The sequence below is a fragment of the Salicibibacter cibi genome (assembly GCF_016495865.1).
Classification (GTDB): domain Bacteria; phylum Bacillota; class Bacilli; order Bacillales; family Marinococcaceae; genus Salicibibacter; species Salicibibacter cibi.
On the sequence record NZ_CP054706.1, the window covers coordinates 3,392,387 to 3,407,694 of the forward strand.

Annotated in this window: 14 protein-coding genes and 1 pseudogene; 7 read left to right on the top strand and 8 right to left on the bottom strand. The window is 42.7% G+C overall.

What is annotated here, in order from left to right; all coding sequences use genetic code 11:
* Window positions 1-22: 22 nt before the first annotated feature.
* The 3 genes and pseudogenes from HUG20_RS16890 to adhP form a co-directional block, all read right to left on the bottom strand.
* A pseudogene (locus HUG20_RS16890) lies at window positions 23-160 on the bottom strand (DUF779 domain-containing protein); the annotation flags it as partial.
* A gap of 87 nt (window positions 161-247) precedes the next feature.
* The gene (gene exaC, locus HUG20_RS16895) at window positions 248-1,768 is read right to left on the bottom strand and encodes an acetaldehyde dehydrogenase ExaC (protein ID WP_200085845.1); all 1,521 of its coding nucleotides are present in this window, start codon (window positions 1,766-1,768) and stop codon (window positions 248-250) included.
* 40 nt (window positions 1,769-1,808) lie between these two features.
* The gene (gene adhP, locus HUG20_RS16900) at window positions 1,809-2,825 is read right to left on the bottom strand and encodes an alcohol dehydrogenase AdhP (protein ID WP_200085846.1); all 1,017 of its coding nucleotides are present in this window, start codon (window positions 2,823-2,825) and stop codon (window positions 1,809-1,811) included.
* Between the two features lie 317 nt (window positions 2,826-3,142).
* On the opposite strand from adhP, the gene HUG20_RS16905 reads away from it, so the two are divergent.
* On the top strand, window positions 3,143-4,999 hold the full coding sequence (locus tag HUG20_RS16905) for a sigma-54-dependent Fis family transcriptional regulator (protein WP_200085847.1): 1,857 nt from the start codon (window positions 3,143-3,145) through the stop codon (window positions 4,997-4,999).
* A gap of 464 nt (window positions 5,000-5,463) precedes the next feature.
* Here the strand turns inward: HUG20_RS16905 and HUG20_RS16910 are convergent, their stop codons facing one another.
* Both HUG20_RS16910 and HUG20_RS16915 read right to left on the bottom strand, forming a co-directional pair.
* On the bottom strand, window positions 5,464-5,673 hold the full coding sequence (locus tag HUG20_RS16910; RefSeq protein WP_200085848.1) for a hypothetical protein: 210 nt from the start codon (window positions 5,671-5,673) through the stop codon (window positions 5,464-5,466).
* The gene (locus HUG20_RS16915; RefSeq protein ID WP_200085849.1) at window positions 5,670-5,846 is read right to left on the bottom strand and encodes a hypothetical protein; all 177 of its coding nucleotides are present in this window, start codon (window positions 5,844-5,846) and stop codon (window positions 5,670-5,672) included. Before HUG20_RS16915 ends, HUG20_RS16910 begins: the two co-directional genes overlap by 4 nt.
* Window positions 5,847-6,129: 283 nt before the next feature.
* Between HUG20_RS16915 and HUG20_RS16920 the strand changes: the two genes are divergently transcribed.
* Window positions 6,130-6,600, top strand: coding sequence for a hypothetical protein (locus HUG20_RS16920; protein ID WP_200085850.1), 471 nt, complete (start codon window positions 6,130-6,132; stop codon window positions 6,598-6,600).
* A gap of 244 nt (window positions 6,601-6,844) precedes the next feature.
* On the opposite strand, the gene ltrA is transcribed toward HUG20_RS16920, so the two are convergent.
* The gene (ltrA, locus tag HUG20_RS16925) at window positions 6,845-8,647 is read right to left on the bottom strand and encodes a group II intron reverse transcriptase/maturase (protein WP_200085851.1); all 1,803 of its coding nucleotides are present in this window, start codon (window positions 8,645-8,647) and stop codon (window positions 6,845-6,847) included.
* A gap of 837 nt (window positions 8,648-9,484) precedes the next feature.
* Window positions 9,485-9,607 carry a hypothetical protein gene (locus tag HUG20_RS19680; protein ID WP_281392445.1) on the bottom strand — a complete coding sequence of 41 codons (123 nt, stop codon included), beginning with the start codon at window positions 9,605-9,607 and terminating at the stop codon, window positions 9,485-9,487.
* A 248-nt stretch (window positions 9,608-9,855) separates the two neighbouring features.
* On the opposite strand from HUG20_RS19680, the gene HUG20_RS16930 reads away from it, so the two are divergent.
* Together HUG20_RS16930 and HUG20_RS16935 are read left to right on the top strand one after the other, a co-directional pair.
* On the top strand, window positions 9,856-10,401 hold the full coding sequence (locus HUG20_RS16930) for a DUF2975 domain-containing protein (protein WP_200085852.1): 546 nt from the start codon (window positions 9,856-9,858) through the stop codon (window positions 10,399-10,401).
* Window positions 10,402-10,439: 38 nt separating this feature from the next.
* A complete protein-coding gene (locus HUG20_RS16935; protein WP_200090565.1) occupies window positions 10,440-10,622 on the top strand; it encodes a helix-turn-helix domain-containing protein in 183 nt (60 codons plus the stop codon).
* A gap of 864 nt (window positions 10,623-11,486) precedes the next feature.
* On the opposite strand, the gene HUG20_RS16940 is transcribed toward HUG20_RS16935, so the two are convergent.
* The gene (locus tag HUG20_RS16940) at window positions 11,487-11,762 is read right to left on the bottom strand and encodes a transglycosylase domain-containing protein (RefSeq protein WP_200085853.1); all 276 of its coding nucleotides are present in this window, start codon (window positions 11,760-11,762) and stop codon (window positions 11,487-11,489) included.
* A gap of 137 nt (window positions 11,763-11,899) precedes the next feature.
* Between HUG20_RS16940 and HUG20_RS16945 the strand changes: the two genes are divergently transcribed.
* The 3 genes from HUG20_RS16945 to HUG20_RS16955 are packed head-to-tail and all read left to right on the top strand — an operon-like array spanning window position 11,900 to window position 15,306.
* Window positions 11,900-12,892, top strand: coding sequence for a LacI family DNA-binding transcriptional regulator (locus HUG20_RS16945; RefSeq protein WP_200085854.1), 993 nt, complete (start codon window positions 11,900-11,902; stop codon window positions 12,890-12,892).
* A 9-nt stretch (window positions 12,893-12,901) separates the two neighbouring features.
* Window positions 12,902-13,840: a carbohydrate kinase family protein gene (locus HUG20_RS16950; RefSeq protein WP_200085855.1), complete on the top strand. Its 939-nt coding sequence runs from the start codon at window positions 12,902-12,904 to the stop codon at window positions 13,838-13,840.
* Between the two features lie 44 nt (window positions 13,841-13,884).
* Entirely contained in the window at window positions 13,885-15,306 is a 1,422-nt protein-coding gene (locus HUG20_RS16955) for a sucrose-specific PTS transporter subunit IIBC (RefSeq protein ID WP_200085856.1), read from the top strand.
* Window positions 15,307-15,308 lie beyond the last annotated feature (2 nt).

Below are 15,308 nucleotides of genomic sequence, written 5' to 3' on the forward strand. Positions count from 1 at the left end.
CGACTATATTTTAAACTTACATGTGTTTCCAATACTCATACTGATCCTTCGCGATATAGAAGGACATGCCGCCAATATCACAGCGATAAATGTCACTTTATTCATCTTTTGGAAAACACATCAGAGAACGGCCGTCACAGCATTCACCTGATAGGTGAAAAGCAGTCCGTGCTTCTTTTCGAGAGTGTAGCTACCAGATCGTCTCGTCAGCGGCACGGACGCTTTCCACCATAGGGATTCCTCCTTTTTAAAACAATCCTTGCGGTTCTTCACTATAGCTGACGAGCAAGTTTTTCGTTTGTTGATAGTGATCAAGCATCATGAGATGGTTTTCGCGCCCGATCCCAGATTTTTTATAGCCGCCAAAGGCCGCGTGCGCCGGGTACGCGTGGAAGCAATTCGTCCAGACGCGCCCGGACTGAATCGCGCGGCCGAAGCGATAGGCCGTGTTGATGTTGCGTGACCAAACACCCGCGCCAAGGCCGTACAGTGTATCGTTCGCAATCTCTAGTGCTTCATCGTGGCCGTTGAACGTTGTCACGGAAACGACAGGGCCAAAAATTTCTTCCTGGAAGACGCGCATGTTGTTATGACCTTTGAAAATCGTCGGCTCGACATAATAGCCATCAGCCTGATCGCCTTCATATTTTTTGCGATTGGCACCGGTGATGACTTCGGCACCTTCTTGCTTGGCGATATCAAAATAGGAAAGGATTTTTTCCAACTGTTCTTCAGATACCTGTGCCCCGATCATCGTATTCGTATCCAGGGGATCGCCGCCCTTGATTTCTTTTACCTTTTTCAAAGCACGGTCCATGAATGCGTCGTAGATGGATTCATCGATGAGCGCGCGTGACGGGCACGTGCAGACCTCCCCGTTATTGAGGGCAAACATGACGAATCCTTCCAGCGCTTTATCAAGATAGCCATCGTCCTTGTCCATGACATCGGCGAAGAAAATGTTCGGTGATTTCCCACCAAGCTCAAGCGTGACCGGAATAATGTTTTCGGACGCGTATTGCATAATCATTCGTCCCGTCGTCGTTTCGCCGGTGAACGCCACTTTATCGACTTTATCGCTTTGGGCGAGCGGCTTTCCGGCTTCCAGGCCAAAGCCTTGCACGACATTGAGCACACCGGGCGGGAGCAGATCCTGCACAATCTCAAGCCAAATATTGATGGAGGCGGGGGTCTGTTCAGCAGGCTTTAAAACCGTACAGTTTCCGGCGGCTAGCGCTGGCGCCACTTTCCAAGACATCATGAGGAGGGGAAAATTCCAGGGAATAATCTGCCCGGTTACCCCGAGGGGCTCGTGAAAATGATACGCCACCGTATCCTCATCAATTTGCGATACGCCGCCTTCCTGAGCACGTATCACACCGGCAAAATACCGAAAATGGTCAATCGCGTTGGGAATATCCGCCGCTAACGCCTCACGAACCGGCTTGCCGTTATCCCATGTTTCCGCAACAGCGAGTTTTTCCATATTCTCTTCCATGCGATCCGCGATTTTGTTCAAGATACGAGAACGATCCGCCACGGAAGTAGCGGCCCATCCGGCTTTCACTTCATGGCCGGCATCCAGCGCTCGGCTGACATCCGCTTCTTTTGAACGTGCAACCTCCGTGAAAACCTGACCGTTGACGGGACTAACATTTTCAAAATATTCCCCATCCGCAGGCGCGACCCACTCCCCGCCGATAAAATTATCATAGCGCGACTTGAAATCAACAATTGCATTGGCCGTTCCCGGTTTTGCGTAATGCATATAAAAACCTCCTTGATGACGTTCACACAAATTTCTTTCTCTATTCACTAATTTTTAGTACAACTCTTCCATCAATCTTCCCTTGTTCCATTCGCTCAAATATTTCATTTATATTATCTAGAGATTCTGTTGAAATGTTAGCCTTAATTTTTCCTTGAGCCGCTAATGCTAACGCTTCTTGTTGATCCTTTCGCGTTCCAACAAAGGAGCCTTTTACTGTGATTTCATTGGCAACCGTATCAAAAATGGGCACAGGAAGTTCATCGCTGGGCAAACCAACAGCTACCAATGTCCCGCCATTTTTTATAGAATGATAGGCTTGTTCAAACGGTTTCTGGGCAACTGCTACACTGATCGCAGCCTGGACACCCCCAATATCATTTTGAATAGACTCATCCGGATTCGTTTTTGCACTATTAACCGTTTTATCTGCTCCTAATTTTTTTGCAAGGGAAAGCTTATCATCCTGAATATCAACCGCATAAACGTTAAATCCCATCACCTTTGCATATTGCACTGCAATATGCCCAAGTCCGCCAATACCATAAATAGCTACCCAATCTCCAGGTTGGGCACCTGATACTTTCAACGCTTTGTAAGTCGTCACTCCGGCACATAAAATTGGCGCAGCTTCAACAGCGTCAAGTTCGTCTGGAATTTTAACAACATAGTTCCCCGGAGCCTTACAGTATTCCGCATAAGCCCCATCTACCAAATAACCGGAGTATAGCCTGTCTGGACAAAGTGTTTCTTTACCTACAAGGCAATATTCGCATTCACCACATGCTGAATAAAGCCAAGGGACCCCTACTCTATCGCCAACCTTAACAGTTTTTACTCCCTCACCAACTTTTTCAACGATTCCCACCCCTTCATGTCCAGGGATCAATGGTAGATTTGGTTTTGCCGGCCAGTCCCCCGTGGCGGCATGCAAATCCGTGTGGCAAACACCACATGTATGCACTTTAATCAGTACATCACCATATTCCAGTTCAGGCACAGAAACGTCCTTAATTTCCAAGTCCTGTGAAAAATTGTTGACAACAGCTGCTTTCATTTACCTCTCACCCTTTCTGAAAATTATATTTCGTTTCTTGGTGTTTTCTTGGTTTCCAGACCACGGCAGAGAAAGCATACCCTCCTTTCGTTATTCATTCATTTCCATTGCAAAAGTCATGCCAACAAGCAAACGCTTTCATCACCTTGGACAACCCTTTTATAAATGACGGTATTGTTTCAATTGTTCCATTCCACGAACACAAATATGAACATATGAAACACTTGTCATATGATAAAAACTACTTGAATCCGATCATGATTCATATTATCTTGAGAATAGAGGGAATTTTTGATATTGGGGAGGTATAGACGCTTATGGGTTCGATATATGATAAAGACCGGCAACTGGAAATTTCCTGGGAGCGAAGTCAAAGTTATGGTGTAGATCCATCATATGTTGATAACGACCTTCTAACCGGTGGAGAGCTTAAGGATCGCAAAGAAAGGCTTCAAGAACTATTTCAAGCATGCTCACCAATTTTGGAACAGTTATACTCCCAATTAAAACATTCTCTGTTTACGATTATTGTGGCTGATCCGGATGGTTATATCGTATTTAACCGTGGAGATTCGCCTTTTTTGCAACGCGCTAAAAAAGTATGGTTGGATGCAGGAGCAAATTGGAGTGAAAATGTGAAAGGGACAAATGCCATCGGTACGGCTATTTACGAAAATCGATCCGTAAGTGTTGTCGGGATGCAGCATTTCACCCAAGAAAATCATTTTTTGACCTGCTATTCTTCTCCTTTATATTCCCCTGCAGGAGAATTATTAGGGATTCTCGACGTAAGCGGTGACGCAAGACGACACCACCCCCATACCTTTGGAATGGTTGTTGCGGCTGCCCAGGCATGTCAATCACAACTTCTGTTTCATGGCGCAAAGAAAGAATTAACCCTAGCGATACAGGAAACAGAAACAGTATCCCAAAAACTGAATCAACCCCTTATTTCCATTGATCAAAACGCTATCATCCAACAACTGAATCAAAAAGCTGCTCAAATCCTCAAGCAACCAATAAATGAGTGCATCGGCAAATCTCTATCCCACTGGTTTGATCATCACTCGATCGACCACCTTTTGACTACGCAAGATTCTAAAAGCAACATCCGCATGAAAGCTAACTCAAATATTTGGATGACGGAAGCAATCAAAGATGATAGGCAAAAATTGTTCCGTTCTATTTTAAGTCTCCCGACAAAAAGTCATAACCCGACAGAGAACGATCCAGCGCAAACGACATGGGAATGTGATAAAGCCCAACGTGTTCTGCAATTTGCCCGTCATACATCCAAAACCGACACCACAATGCTTATACAGGGAGAAACCGGAACGGGAAAAGATGTTATCGCTCAAGACATCCATCATACGAGTGAAAGAGAGGGAGATTTTATCCCAGTCAATTGTGCAGCAATCCCGGAATCACTCATCGAATCTGAATTGTTTGGGTTTCAAAAAGGAACTTTTACAGGTGCGAACCAAAAAGGAAACATCGGCAAAATCAAGGCAGCCCACAAGGGGACGCTATTCCTTGATGAAATCGGTGAAATGCCTTTATCCATGCAGACCGTACTGCTTAGATTGCTAGATAATAAACACATCACACCCTTAGGGTCCCATCATCCGGAACCCGTCGATGTACGAATACTTGCAGCGACCAATCGCGATTTAACCAATGACATCAATGAAAATCGTTTTCGCAAAGATTTGTATTATCGTTTATCCGCCCTTACGATTAAACTTCCGCCGTTGCGCAATCGCACAGACGTATTAACCCTTGCAAATCACTTTCTTGAAAAAATGTCGCTAGAGCTAAATGTCAAACAATTTTATGTGGATGATCCCACGCGAAAGCAAATCATGGATCATCAATGGCCGGGAAATATACGTGAACTTCAACACACACTTCGACAAGCGGTTTACCAAGCTTATTTTATGAGAGAATCAACACACATCAAAAAGGAAGATTTACAACTTAATGAACAACAATCGCAAGACGATGCAAATGGGACTGAACACGAACGAATTGCTGCTGTAATAAACGAAACCAACGGTAATTTGTCACGAGCAGCAAAACTCCTTGGGATTGGAAGGACAACCTTATATCGAAAAATCAGCCTTTATCCTCAGCTTCATCAACGAATTTCACAAATGAGAAGAGGATCCCTCTGATTAGAACAACAAGGTCGGACCATTTCCTAGGCTGTTTCTCGTTTCTCATCACCAATTATGAAGGCCTTATAGAACTTAATGGGCGAGGGATTATTAAAGTAGTTAAACCGTGGTGGGGATAGCTACTTTTTTGTTTGTGCTATACGCTGTGTGCATGTCGTGTGATACCGTGTATGTACATTTGTGTGTATTAAGATGTTAAACGTAGGCGTGTATGTCGTTTCGTACGACGTGCGCAACAATATACGTATCACATAGAGATTCCATGGGGTTTCTGCTGCCGCAAAATAGGAATGATCTGTCACCAAAAAAATCGACCGCCGAGAAAGACGAACGGTTTTAGGTGTTATTTATTTTCAGATCCATAATCATTACGGTGTTTTCGAAAATGACGAACGGTTTCTCTTGCTTCTTCAAGATCTTCTTTGCTTCCATCTGACTAGACATAAGCTCCATCATAAACATCAGAGATTGTTTGTACATTTATTTATTTTTTTCTTCCATTCGTTTTGCATACTCCGTGGATTTTTTTGCAATTCTGACGCGGATGCTGGGTTCGGTTGGGCATAAATGCCATTGAGTTCCCGGTCGATATAGCCGGATCGATCATTTTTTTCCATCTCGATTCGTTGGCGTCTGCGCGCTTCTTCGGACATGTTGCGAAATGCTTTCATACTAATTTTAAATATTCTTCTAGTGTCGTTATTTCAAGAGACGCCACCATATCAATAAGCCACGCATAATCGTTGTGTACACCAGCATGATCTAACACTTCATAATATTTTTGCCGCTCATCGACTTGAATAATCACCGGCAAATATCCAGCTCTCATCAGCTCAAAATTCATGAGTAACCGTGCTGTTCGTCCATTGCCATTTTGATTAGGCAGCCTTCCCAGTGCATCCTCTCTTCTGTTTTGTCGGTGTTCATGTGTTCGTGATTGGAACATAAACACGGGTTTTTTAATTGTTTCGTGGAAAAAATATTCTTTACTAGGAAAAATAGTTGTGTACTTTGGAATAAAGCAGTTATTATGACTAGTAACTCTGAGGAGAAAATTGCTTTTATATGTTAAAATTATGACTATTAATACATATATAGCAAATACTTAATTGATCGGGGGATACGCGATGAAAACATTCACAAAAACAGCATCCGCAATGTTTCTAAGTGTATTATTGTTCGCTGCTTGCTGGGATGATGAAAAAGAAACGACAGGCGATGGTGCATCGAACACTGATGATGACACAACTGAAAATGAAGAAGCAGACGATACGGACGAAGAACTTGATGCAATCGAAGAGGAAGACGAGAACGATGATTCTAATAACAACCAGGAAGAAACAGATGAAAATAACGAAAAGCATTCTCCAATGACAGAAGATGAGGCAGAGGAGCATGTTATTGATTATATAAAAGAAAATGAGCCTGAAATAGCAGATTTTCTGGATGTGTACCAGTTCTCGGTGGAAGAAAATGATGATATATATCAAGTAAATATATTTTCTGCTGAATCTGATGACGAAAAAATAGGGTCTCCATTAATATCAAGTTATGAAGTTGACCGAACGACAGGTGAAGTTGAAGAGGTTGAAAATTAAGCCAGTGAAACAGAATTTCAACTTAGTGGGATTGTTGATTTGAATCAAGAAGAACGACGTGCCCACCACGAAGAACTTTCAGACGAGATGAAAGTAGACCTTCTTTAATCGGTCAGCAATAGGTAAGCGTTTGACGTTATCTCCGGCTTTTCCCCTGCTCCACACGGAGCGTGCTAGTTTCCCAGCACTCCGCGTTCCATCTAACGACATATACTTGACCATAAGTTCCCCGTTACTTTCGTGTTTAGGATTGCTCGATTTTTGATAATCTACAGTTTTCTCTATATCTGTTGATCTTTTCAAGCATAGATGCAGTAATACTATACCGACGGAGGAGCATCTTTATCTTCTCTTTGTCGGTATAATGGATGAGTCGGTGTATATCTTTATGAAGGATTCGTAAGTTGTTGAATTGATCGGTTCCACCTAAACATGTTGGGGTATAATGATGGCAATGGACGTCTGAAGCCAGCAAGTCATTGCCTGTGATTTCGCATTTCCCCATTTTCATGCTATATCGGCTGATCCGATTATCCATATACTCCACACTTCGATTCGGAAGCGTTGAGGTCATCAAAACGCCAATCTCACGTTGGATATCAGGACGTAGCTGTTTGTGTATGCCTTCCCTGCCTTTCTTCGTGTAAGGCGTAAGCGCAGGAGTAAACCCCCTAGTGTTCGCCGTTTTCACGTCGGCAAGTGGAAATAAATACACACCGGCGATTTTGAACGTTTTGAAACCCAAACTATAGAGCTTATGATAAACTGGTGGCGGATTGGCAGGATGTTCGTATCTCCCGACCGGCTTGAGATGGTTATAGATATAGGCTTGTAGATCATAGGCAAGACGTGAGAACTCTAGATTTACTTTTGTGGCTCGTCTAAAATAATGATGAAGTCCTGAAACAAAACTGTTGAAAAGGAGCGCATTGAGTGCAGAAGGTGAAGCTTTGATCCTTCGAATATGCTCTTTCGCTTTTTGCTTGATTTTCTGCTTTTTATTTGCTTTGATCCCTGTACGCGCGACTCTCTTATTGCCCTTTTTATCCGCACGGATGGTGAACCCGAGAAATTCCGATTCCCTTTTCCGCATATTCACAATATGGGATTTCTCTGGCGATATATCCAGTTTCAAACGATCTCTCAGGTATAAGCGAACCGCATGATACCATTTCTGTGCCGTTTCCCCATCTTTACAGAGGATTTTAAAGTCATCTGCATAACGGATAAGGTAACCTTCTTTGAGTCGGCTGCGTTTCTTGGCATTTCTTTCCCCAACTTTGGATTGATAGGGCTTTGACAAAGGGAAGAACTCCCATTGACCGGCGACCCATTGGTCTAAATCATTCAACACGATATTTGAAAGTAAAGTTGATAACAATCCACCCTGCGGTACGCCGCAGGTAGGTTTACCTTCTCCATCAATTTCCGCCTTGAGCATTTTCGAAATGCAAGCCAAGACTTTTCGATCTTGCACGCCCAAGTGCCATAGTTGCTTAATGAGTAACGTATGGTTAATATGGTCAAAGAAGCTTTTTATATCAATGTCTACCACGAAATGGAACTGGGCAGTATTGATCAGCGTTTGGATTCTTGCCATTGCATGATGGGCAGACCGAAGAGGGCGAAATCCATAGCTGTGATTGTAAAATTGCGCTTCCGCAATCGGTTCCAGCACTTGTTTAAAACATTGCTGGATCATACGGTCGAGTATACATGGAATACCCAGTGGTCGCCATTTTCCGTTATCTTTTTCAATCCACTTCCTTCGGACTTTCTTTGGGCAATAGTTTTTGAGTTTGTTTCGGACTTCAGTAATTAATTCTTCTTCCGACCACGATTTTAAATCGGCGATGGTTTTCCCATCGGTTCCCGATGTCTTTGAACCTTTGTTGGATTTGATGGTCCGATAGGCTAAAAGGATATTTTCCCGTGCTGTGATGACATCATAAAGACGAGAAAAGCTTTGGCGTTCGATGGACTTTTCATACAAATCCGTAAATGTTTCCGTCATATCGTAGTAATCCCAATAACGTAAAGCTTGCATTGTGGCATCCCTCCCGAAAGAGTGATGTTCCCACGTTCTTACCCGATCGATGCAATGCACGTTTGGAAAATGATCGTTCCATTCGCTAGACTTGGGGCTATTCCTCCCCTCCCATTACAGGAGCTTCCTTGGTCATGCCCCTACCCTCGCAAGGATAAATGCCTTTCGACATTAAGTCTTATAGCAACCATTTCGGATGACAGTCCTTGTTTCAATGGTCCTTGTTTTCCAAGTCCCTTACAACTTAGCTTTAGATACTGGACGTAGGTGTTCCCTCTAAGCCTGTGAGCTGGATACCGCCGTTGTTCGGTATAGCGTGTTTCAGAGCGCCTAGTTTTACTTCACACCACTCACGCCATCGTTAAATGGCCTATAGGTTTCCCTATAGTCAAAATCTAGACCTGTATATTCGGGCGTTCGTCAGTTTCCTTCTGTGGAAACCATTCTCACCCTATCCAGTTTTTCAGCCGTGCGGCATATCCGTCGGCATACCTTCTCTTTTCCCGAGTGGCTCCAGCCTTCGTTCTGCCGAATCTACCTGTACTTCAAACCCCGTAACCTGTCCGTTACGACGCATGCAGGAGGATTGACGGGATGGTTTCGGGAAACGTGGTTCCGTCATTCCCATCCTCGGTTGTAAAGTTAGGGTGTCTTTTAAAACCCTCTGTATTTCGCGCTATAAAGCGTTTATAACAGAACTTGTCGAGCGAGGCGCTTTTGCGGAATAAAATAGAACCACACCATATTATTAGGAGTAGAACGTAGGGCTTCCTTTTAGAAGGTCTTTTTATGAGCATTTCCTCCCTTATTTAGGGACTGCTGAACAACTTGCAGCTATCAGCTGAAGCCGGGATGGCGCTTCCATGGCTTCGCTTTCCGCGGACGAACGGTCAAGCCTCCTCGCGCAAAACCGGCGCTGCGGGGCTTGACGCGTCCGTTTTTCCGCTGGGGTCTCGCCATTGCAGCACCGTCCCTCCGTACGTTGCCAGAAGTGCAAAGGTTTTTTGCTTATAGGATGGTTTTCCTTGCATCTAGCTTTGACAACACCAATGGAAAATGCTCATGTGTCAGTCTTTTTCCGTTATTCAGCAGTCCTTTTTATTAAACATCATTATATTTTTATTGAAAAACAATAAAAATTAATTGACAATCAACCTATAAATGTTATTATGAGGATACGATGTTTAACAAAGGGAGTGAAAATGAAAATGACGAAAGGTAAGAAAATTTTTTACAAGGTCATGCATATTATTTCAATTATTGGAATTATCGGCATGATGTTAGGTGTGCTTTTTTTAACTGCCATATGGATATTCCAGCCAGTTGGTGATGCTTCGAGTTATAGTATAGGATTAGGTGTATTTTCTTTTGACATTCCTCAGGAGGTCGGTTTTTTCTTTAGTCATATGTTTTTCGTATCGCTCATTGTGATGTTATTGTTACTTATTGCTTTGTTAATGAGCATAAGGAAATTCTTCAAAAATTTATCTAATAAGTATATTTTCATCCAACAAAATGCGAATAATATCAGAAATGTTGGATGGATCCTCATATTCCTGTCTTTCTTAAGTAATGTACCGGCGATCATTTTGGCAAATGATTTTGTGGGAAGTGTTGATTTTAGCAATGTTCCTTTTTCCATAAGCTATGACATGGAATATGGCATGTTATTTGCAGGGATAGCCATCTTAGCCGTTGCTCAAATTTTTAACCAGGCGGTAAAGATCGCAGAAGAAAATCAACTTACGATATAAGGCGGGGTTAAAAATTGATTCAAGTTAATTTAGATGTCATGATGGCAAAACGAAAAATGTCTTTGAACGAGTTGGCTTCAAAAGTGGGGGTTACAACAAGCAATTTATCCATTTTAAAAACAGGAAAAGCGAAAGCCATTCGTTTTAACACCTTAGAGGACATTTGTGAAGTATTGGATTGCCAACCAGGGGATATTCTTGAATATGTCGATGATGAATAGACTGATTTACGAACGAAGCGCGATTGTTGCATAAAAGTAAAGAACTTTATTTTTACTCCACATTAATCGTTATTATGGGTCAAAAAGCAGAACCGATGCACATAATGATTGCGCACAACCCTGTTAATAGGACAGCGGTAAGGTGGACGATTTCTGCGCGTGTGGGGTTAGACATTGCTTTCAGGGAACGAATGGGGAAGCGAGTTAGAACACGGATTGAACACACTAACGGAACCAAATAGGATAATCAAAGCCACCATCATGCTGTATAATAAAAACATCTTCATCTTAAACACGGGTTTTCACTTGAATGTAACCAACTGGACCGGCCATCAAAAAAAAGAACCCTGACAGCGGGGTTGCTATCAGGATTGAGCTTCGACTTTCGCTTTTCGGGTATCGGCATAGGATCGACGCATTAAATTATAGATATTCGCGAAACCGTTGTTTTGCTTATACTCCACAGCAATAAGCTGCCCTTTTTCAAGCCCTGTGTAAAAGGCTTCGAGATCTGTTTTGTCTTTCCGGACAAAAGCACTTGCTGTGGAATGGTGGCTTTGTCGTAAAATAGCACCATTATTCGTGCGGATCTTTGGAGGTGTCCTTATTGTGGTGAGTATCATTAGACTTATTCAGTCATTTAGTTGATTGTCATTTGGTAGGTGCATTGTTAAAAGACATTCGCTGTATTTAAGGAATACTGATGAAAAAGATTCGTTGGGATTCAGCCTTATTATAATGAGCGCGATTTTTCAGAAAGTACAGCTTTAAGAATATATATATACAGGTGAAAAAGGAACCAGCACTATCTATGATGCTCCTCCCTTAGCAGACGTATACACGATGAAAAATGTTTTAAATCACTTACAAATGGACGTCTCGTATGAAATCAAAATGAAGGGAACAACGATGCAAACATTTAAAAACGCCACTGTGTTCATAAAAGCGATAGTCTTCTACCACGATAAACGCATTCTTCAGATGTTCGGGCATGTCATCAATGTCCCGATAGCTATGATTCTCCGACCCTTGTAAGCGCCCGTGCTCATTATCGTTCATATCATAAATCGTTGCCCCTTCCGTAAACTTAAGTTTTTCTTCGTTAAGTCCAGACCGACGGCAAAACTTGTTACTCTGCAATTCCTTTCCCCTATTTTTCTTCCCTAAACAATGACGAAAACGTTTTCAATCATGTATTGACATTTGCATATAATGTTTTATGATATACGTAAACGATTACGTAATCGTTTACGTACTTTACCGAAAGCGTGATTTCTATGCCAACAAACAGTATTCGTGAAGTTGCAACAAAGGCTGGTGTATCCACAGCAACTGTTTCTCACGTAATTAATGAGACAAGATTCGTTGCCGAGAACACACGTCAAAAAGTGATACATGCCATGGATGAATTGGATTACACGCCGAATTTTGCCGCAAAAACGCTCCGAAGCCAACAAACGTTTACCATAGGCCTTGTCATTCCGGACATCTCCAACCATTTCTTTACCTCCGTCGTTAAAGGGATTGAACAAAACCTTTATCAAAAAGGCTATCAATTGTTGGTTGGAAATACCGATGAGAAACTCGAATTGGAGATTGAAAAGCTTAAAACCTTTCAAGCACAACAAGTAAGCGGCATCATCCTCGCATCGAGCGCGGAACATTATCAGGACATTGAACCTTATCTCAACCTGAATACTCCAATCGTTTTTATCGACCGTATTCCCGACGGGACATCAGGCGATTATATCTCTGTTGAGAGCGAAAAAGCAGTATATAATGCAGTGCAACTACTCATCGAGAGAGGCCATGAGCGAATCGGAATGGTGACAGGAATCGACACATTAAGCACGACACGAGAAAGAATTAACGGATACCGAAACGCCCTCGTTCATTCCAGGATTAACGTGGATGAAAATCTAATTTTCGAAGGTGATTCAAAATTTACCGGAGGCTATCATGCCGCTGAAAAATTGCTGACTCAACCTGGCATTACCGCCATGTTTGTCGCCAATAATTTGATGACCATTGGCGCTTGCACGTATTTTAAAGAATACCAAATAACCATCCCGGAAGATATCGCGATCATTGGCTTTGATGATTACGAATGGGCAAAAATCACCGACCCACCACTTTCTGTCATTAAGCAACCTGTTGAAAAAATTGGGGAAAAAGCCGCAGAAGCTTTATTACACAAAATAAAAACGGATGATTCCGGGAACCAATCAATTCGTCTTCCAACCGAATTGATCTTAAGGGAATCGTGTTAGGAGCAAAACATGAACAAGATTATCTCAATTGGAGAAGCGCTTATAGACATGTCACCAATGACAAATACCGAGAAACCAAGTTTCCAGGCAAACATTGGCGGCGCACCTTTGAATGTGTTATCCGCACTCGCTAAATGGGGAGTAAATACGTCATACATCGGGAAAGTCGGCGATGATCTTTTCGGCGAACAAATCTTAGAGAAGTTAAATGCTTTAAACATTGATACGAGCGCGATGCAAATGGCCGAACACACGAAAACCACCCTTGCCTTTGTATCTCTAAAAGCCGACGGTGAGCGCTCATTCGATTTCTATCGAAGTCCAGGTGCTGATCAACTTTTACAACCGTCTGATTTGGACATGGAAACCATCGGAAATGCAGATATTATCCATTTTGGCTCCGTGTCGTTGTCCCACGAACCGTCCCGAAGCGCAAACTTCCAAGCGCTAGATTTCGCCGCAGAACAAGGGATAATCGTTAGCTATGATCCTAACCTGCGTTTGGCATTATGGGAGAACGAAAAAGAAGCTCGTAAAGTTTCCTTAGAAGCTGCGCGATACGCGGATATCTTAAAGATCTCCAGGGAAGAACTGTTGTTTTTGACCGAGGAAAAAAAGGTAGAAGATGCCATCACGCATTTTAAAAACATTTCGCTTATCTTCGTCACCCTTGGTGCCAAAGGTTGTTACTATTACGGCGAAAACAGGAGTGGATTTTCCCCACCCCATGAAGTGAGTGCCATCGATTCAACGGGTGCCGGTGATGCTTTCATGGCCAGCGTACTCTTTGGCATTCTTCGTCACACAAATAATATCAACCATCTCACTAACGATGGTCTCGAAAAAATCGCGACATTTGCGAACCATATCGCTGCTCACTCCACGACGCGGAGTGGAGGTTTTGATGTAGTGAAGGGGCTGGATGAGATTCCGCCGGAGCACATCTAAAAACCAACACAATTGATCATACCACTTTTGGAGGTTTACGTAAGATGCAAGAAGCAGCTAAGGCAATAATCGATGCTATAGGCGGAAGCGAAAACGTTTCTGCTGCTACCCATTGTGCTACCCGGTTACGGCTAGTCTTACATGACGAAAAACGGGTAGATGAAAATAAACTTGAAGCCATCGAAGAAGTGAAGGGCTCATATTTTAGCAATGGTCAACTTCAAATCATCATTGGAACCGGAACGGTAAATAAAGTTCATAAAGAACTGATCAAACTTACAGATTTGGATGAATCAAGTAAAGATGAAGTGAAAGAAGCAGCCAACAAAAAAATGAATCCGATTCAACGTTTTGTTAAAATGCTTTCAGATATTTTTATTCCAATCATCCCAGCCATTGTTGCCGGCGGGTTGTTGATGGGGATCTATAACGTATTAACCGCCCCTGATCTCTTTTTTGACGGGCAGTCACTCGTAGATGTATATCCCCAGATTGAAGATCTAAGTGAGATGGTTAACACATTTGCCAACGCAGCATTCGTCTTCTTGCCCATATTAATAGGATTTTCAGCCACCAATCGCTTTGGCGGCAATCCTTATTTGGGCGCAGCCCTTGCCATGATTATGGTTCATCCTGATTTACTTGATGCAAACCTATATGGAGAGGCTTTAGTCGAAGATGAAGTATCATACTGGAACCTTTTCGGATTAGAAATTGCGCAAGTTGGCTATCAGAATACAGTTTTACCTATATTAGCGGCTGCATACGTGTTAGCAAATCTTGAGCGGCTTTTTCGTAAGATTGTGCCCTCAATATTGGATAACCTACTAACACCACTGCTTACATTATTAACCTCAGCAATTGTGACATTCATTCTTGTAGGGCCTCTTATGCGAACCGGGGGAGATTTATTCACCGAAGGTTTGGTCTGGATGTATGATGCCACCGGCTTTATTGGCAGTGCCATTTTTGGCTTTTTATACGCTCCTCTTGTCATTACAGGTATGCATCATAGCTTCATTGCCGTGGAAACCCAGTTATTAGCTAACATTTCCGAGACTGGTGGGTCATTTATTTTCCCTATTGCTTCCATGGCAAATGTGGCTCAAGGAGCTGCAGCTCTAGCAGTCATATGGATTACGAGAGAAGCGCAAATGAAAAGTATTGCGACTGCTTCCGGAATTTCCGGTTTACTGGGAATTACGGAACCGGCAATGTTTGGAGTTAATTTAAAGTTACGCTATCCATTCATTGCTGCTATCATTGGCGCAGGTATCGCTTCAGCTTATTTAGGATTTACAAGTGTTTTGTCTACAGCTATAGGCCCGGCCGGTTTACCAGGTATTATTGCAATAAGTCCTGAATCTATTGTAAACTTCATCATAGGCTTATTGATCTCATTTACGACGACATTTGCCCTTACCTTTGTTCTAGCAAGACGAGATAGATTAAAAAACAGAGGTTGATT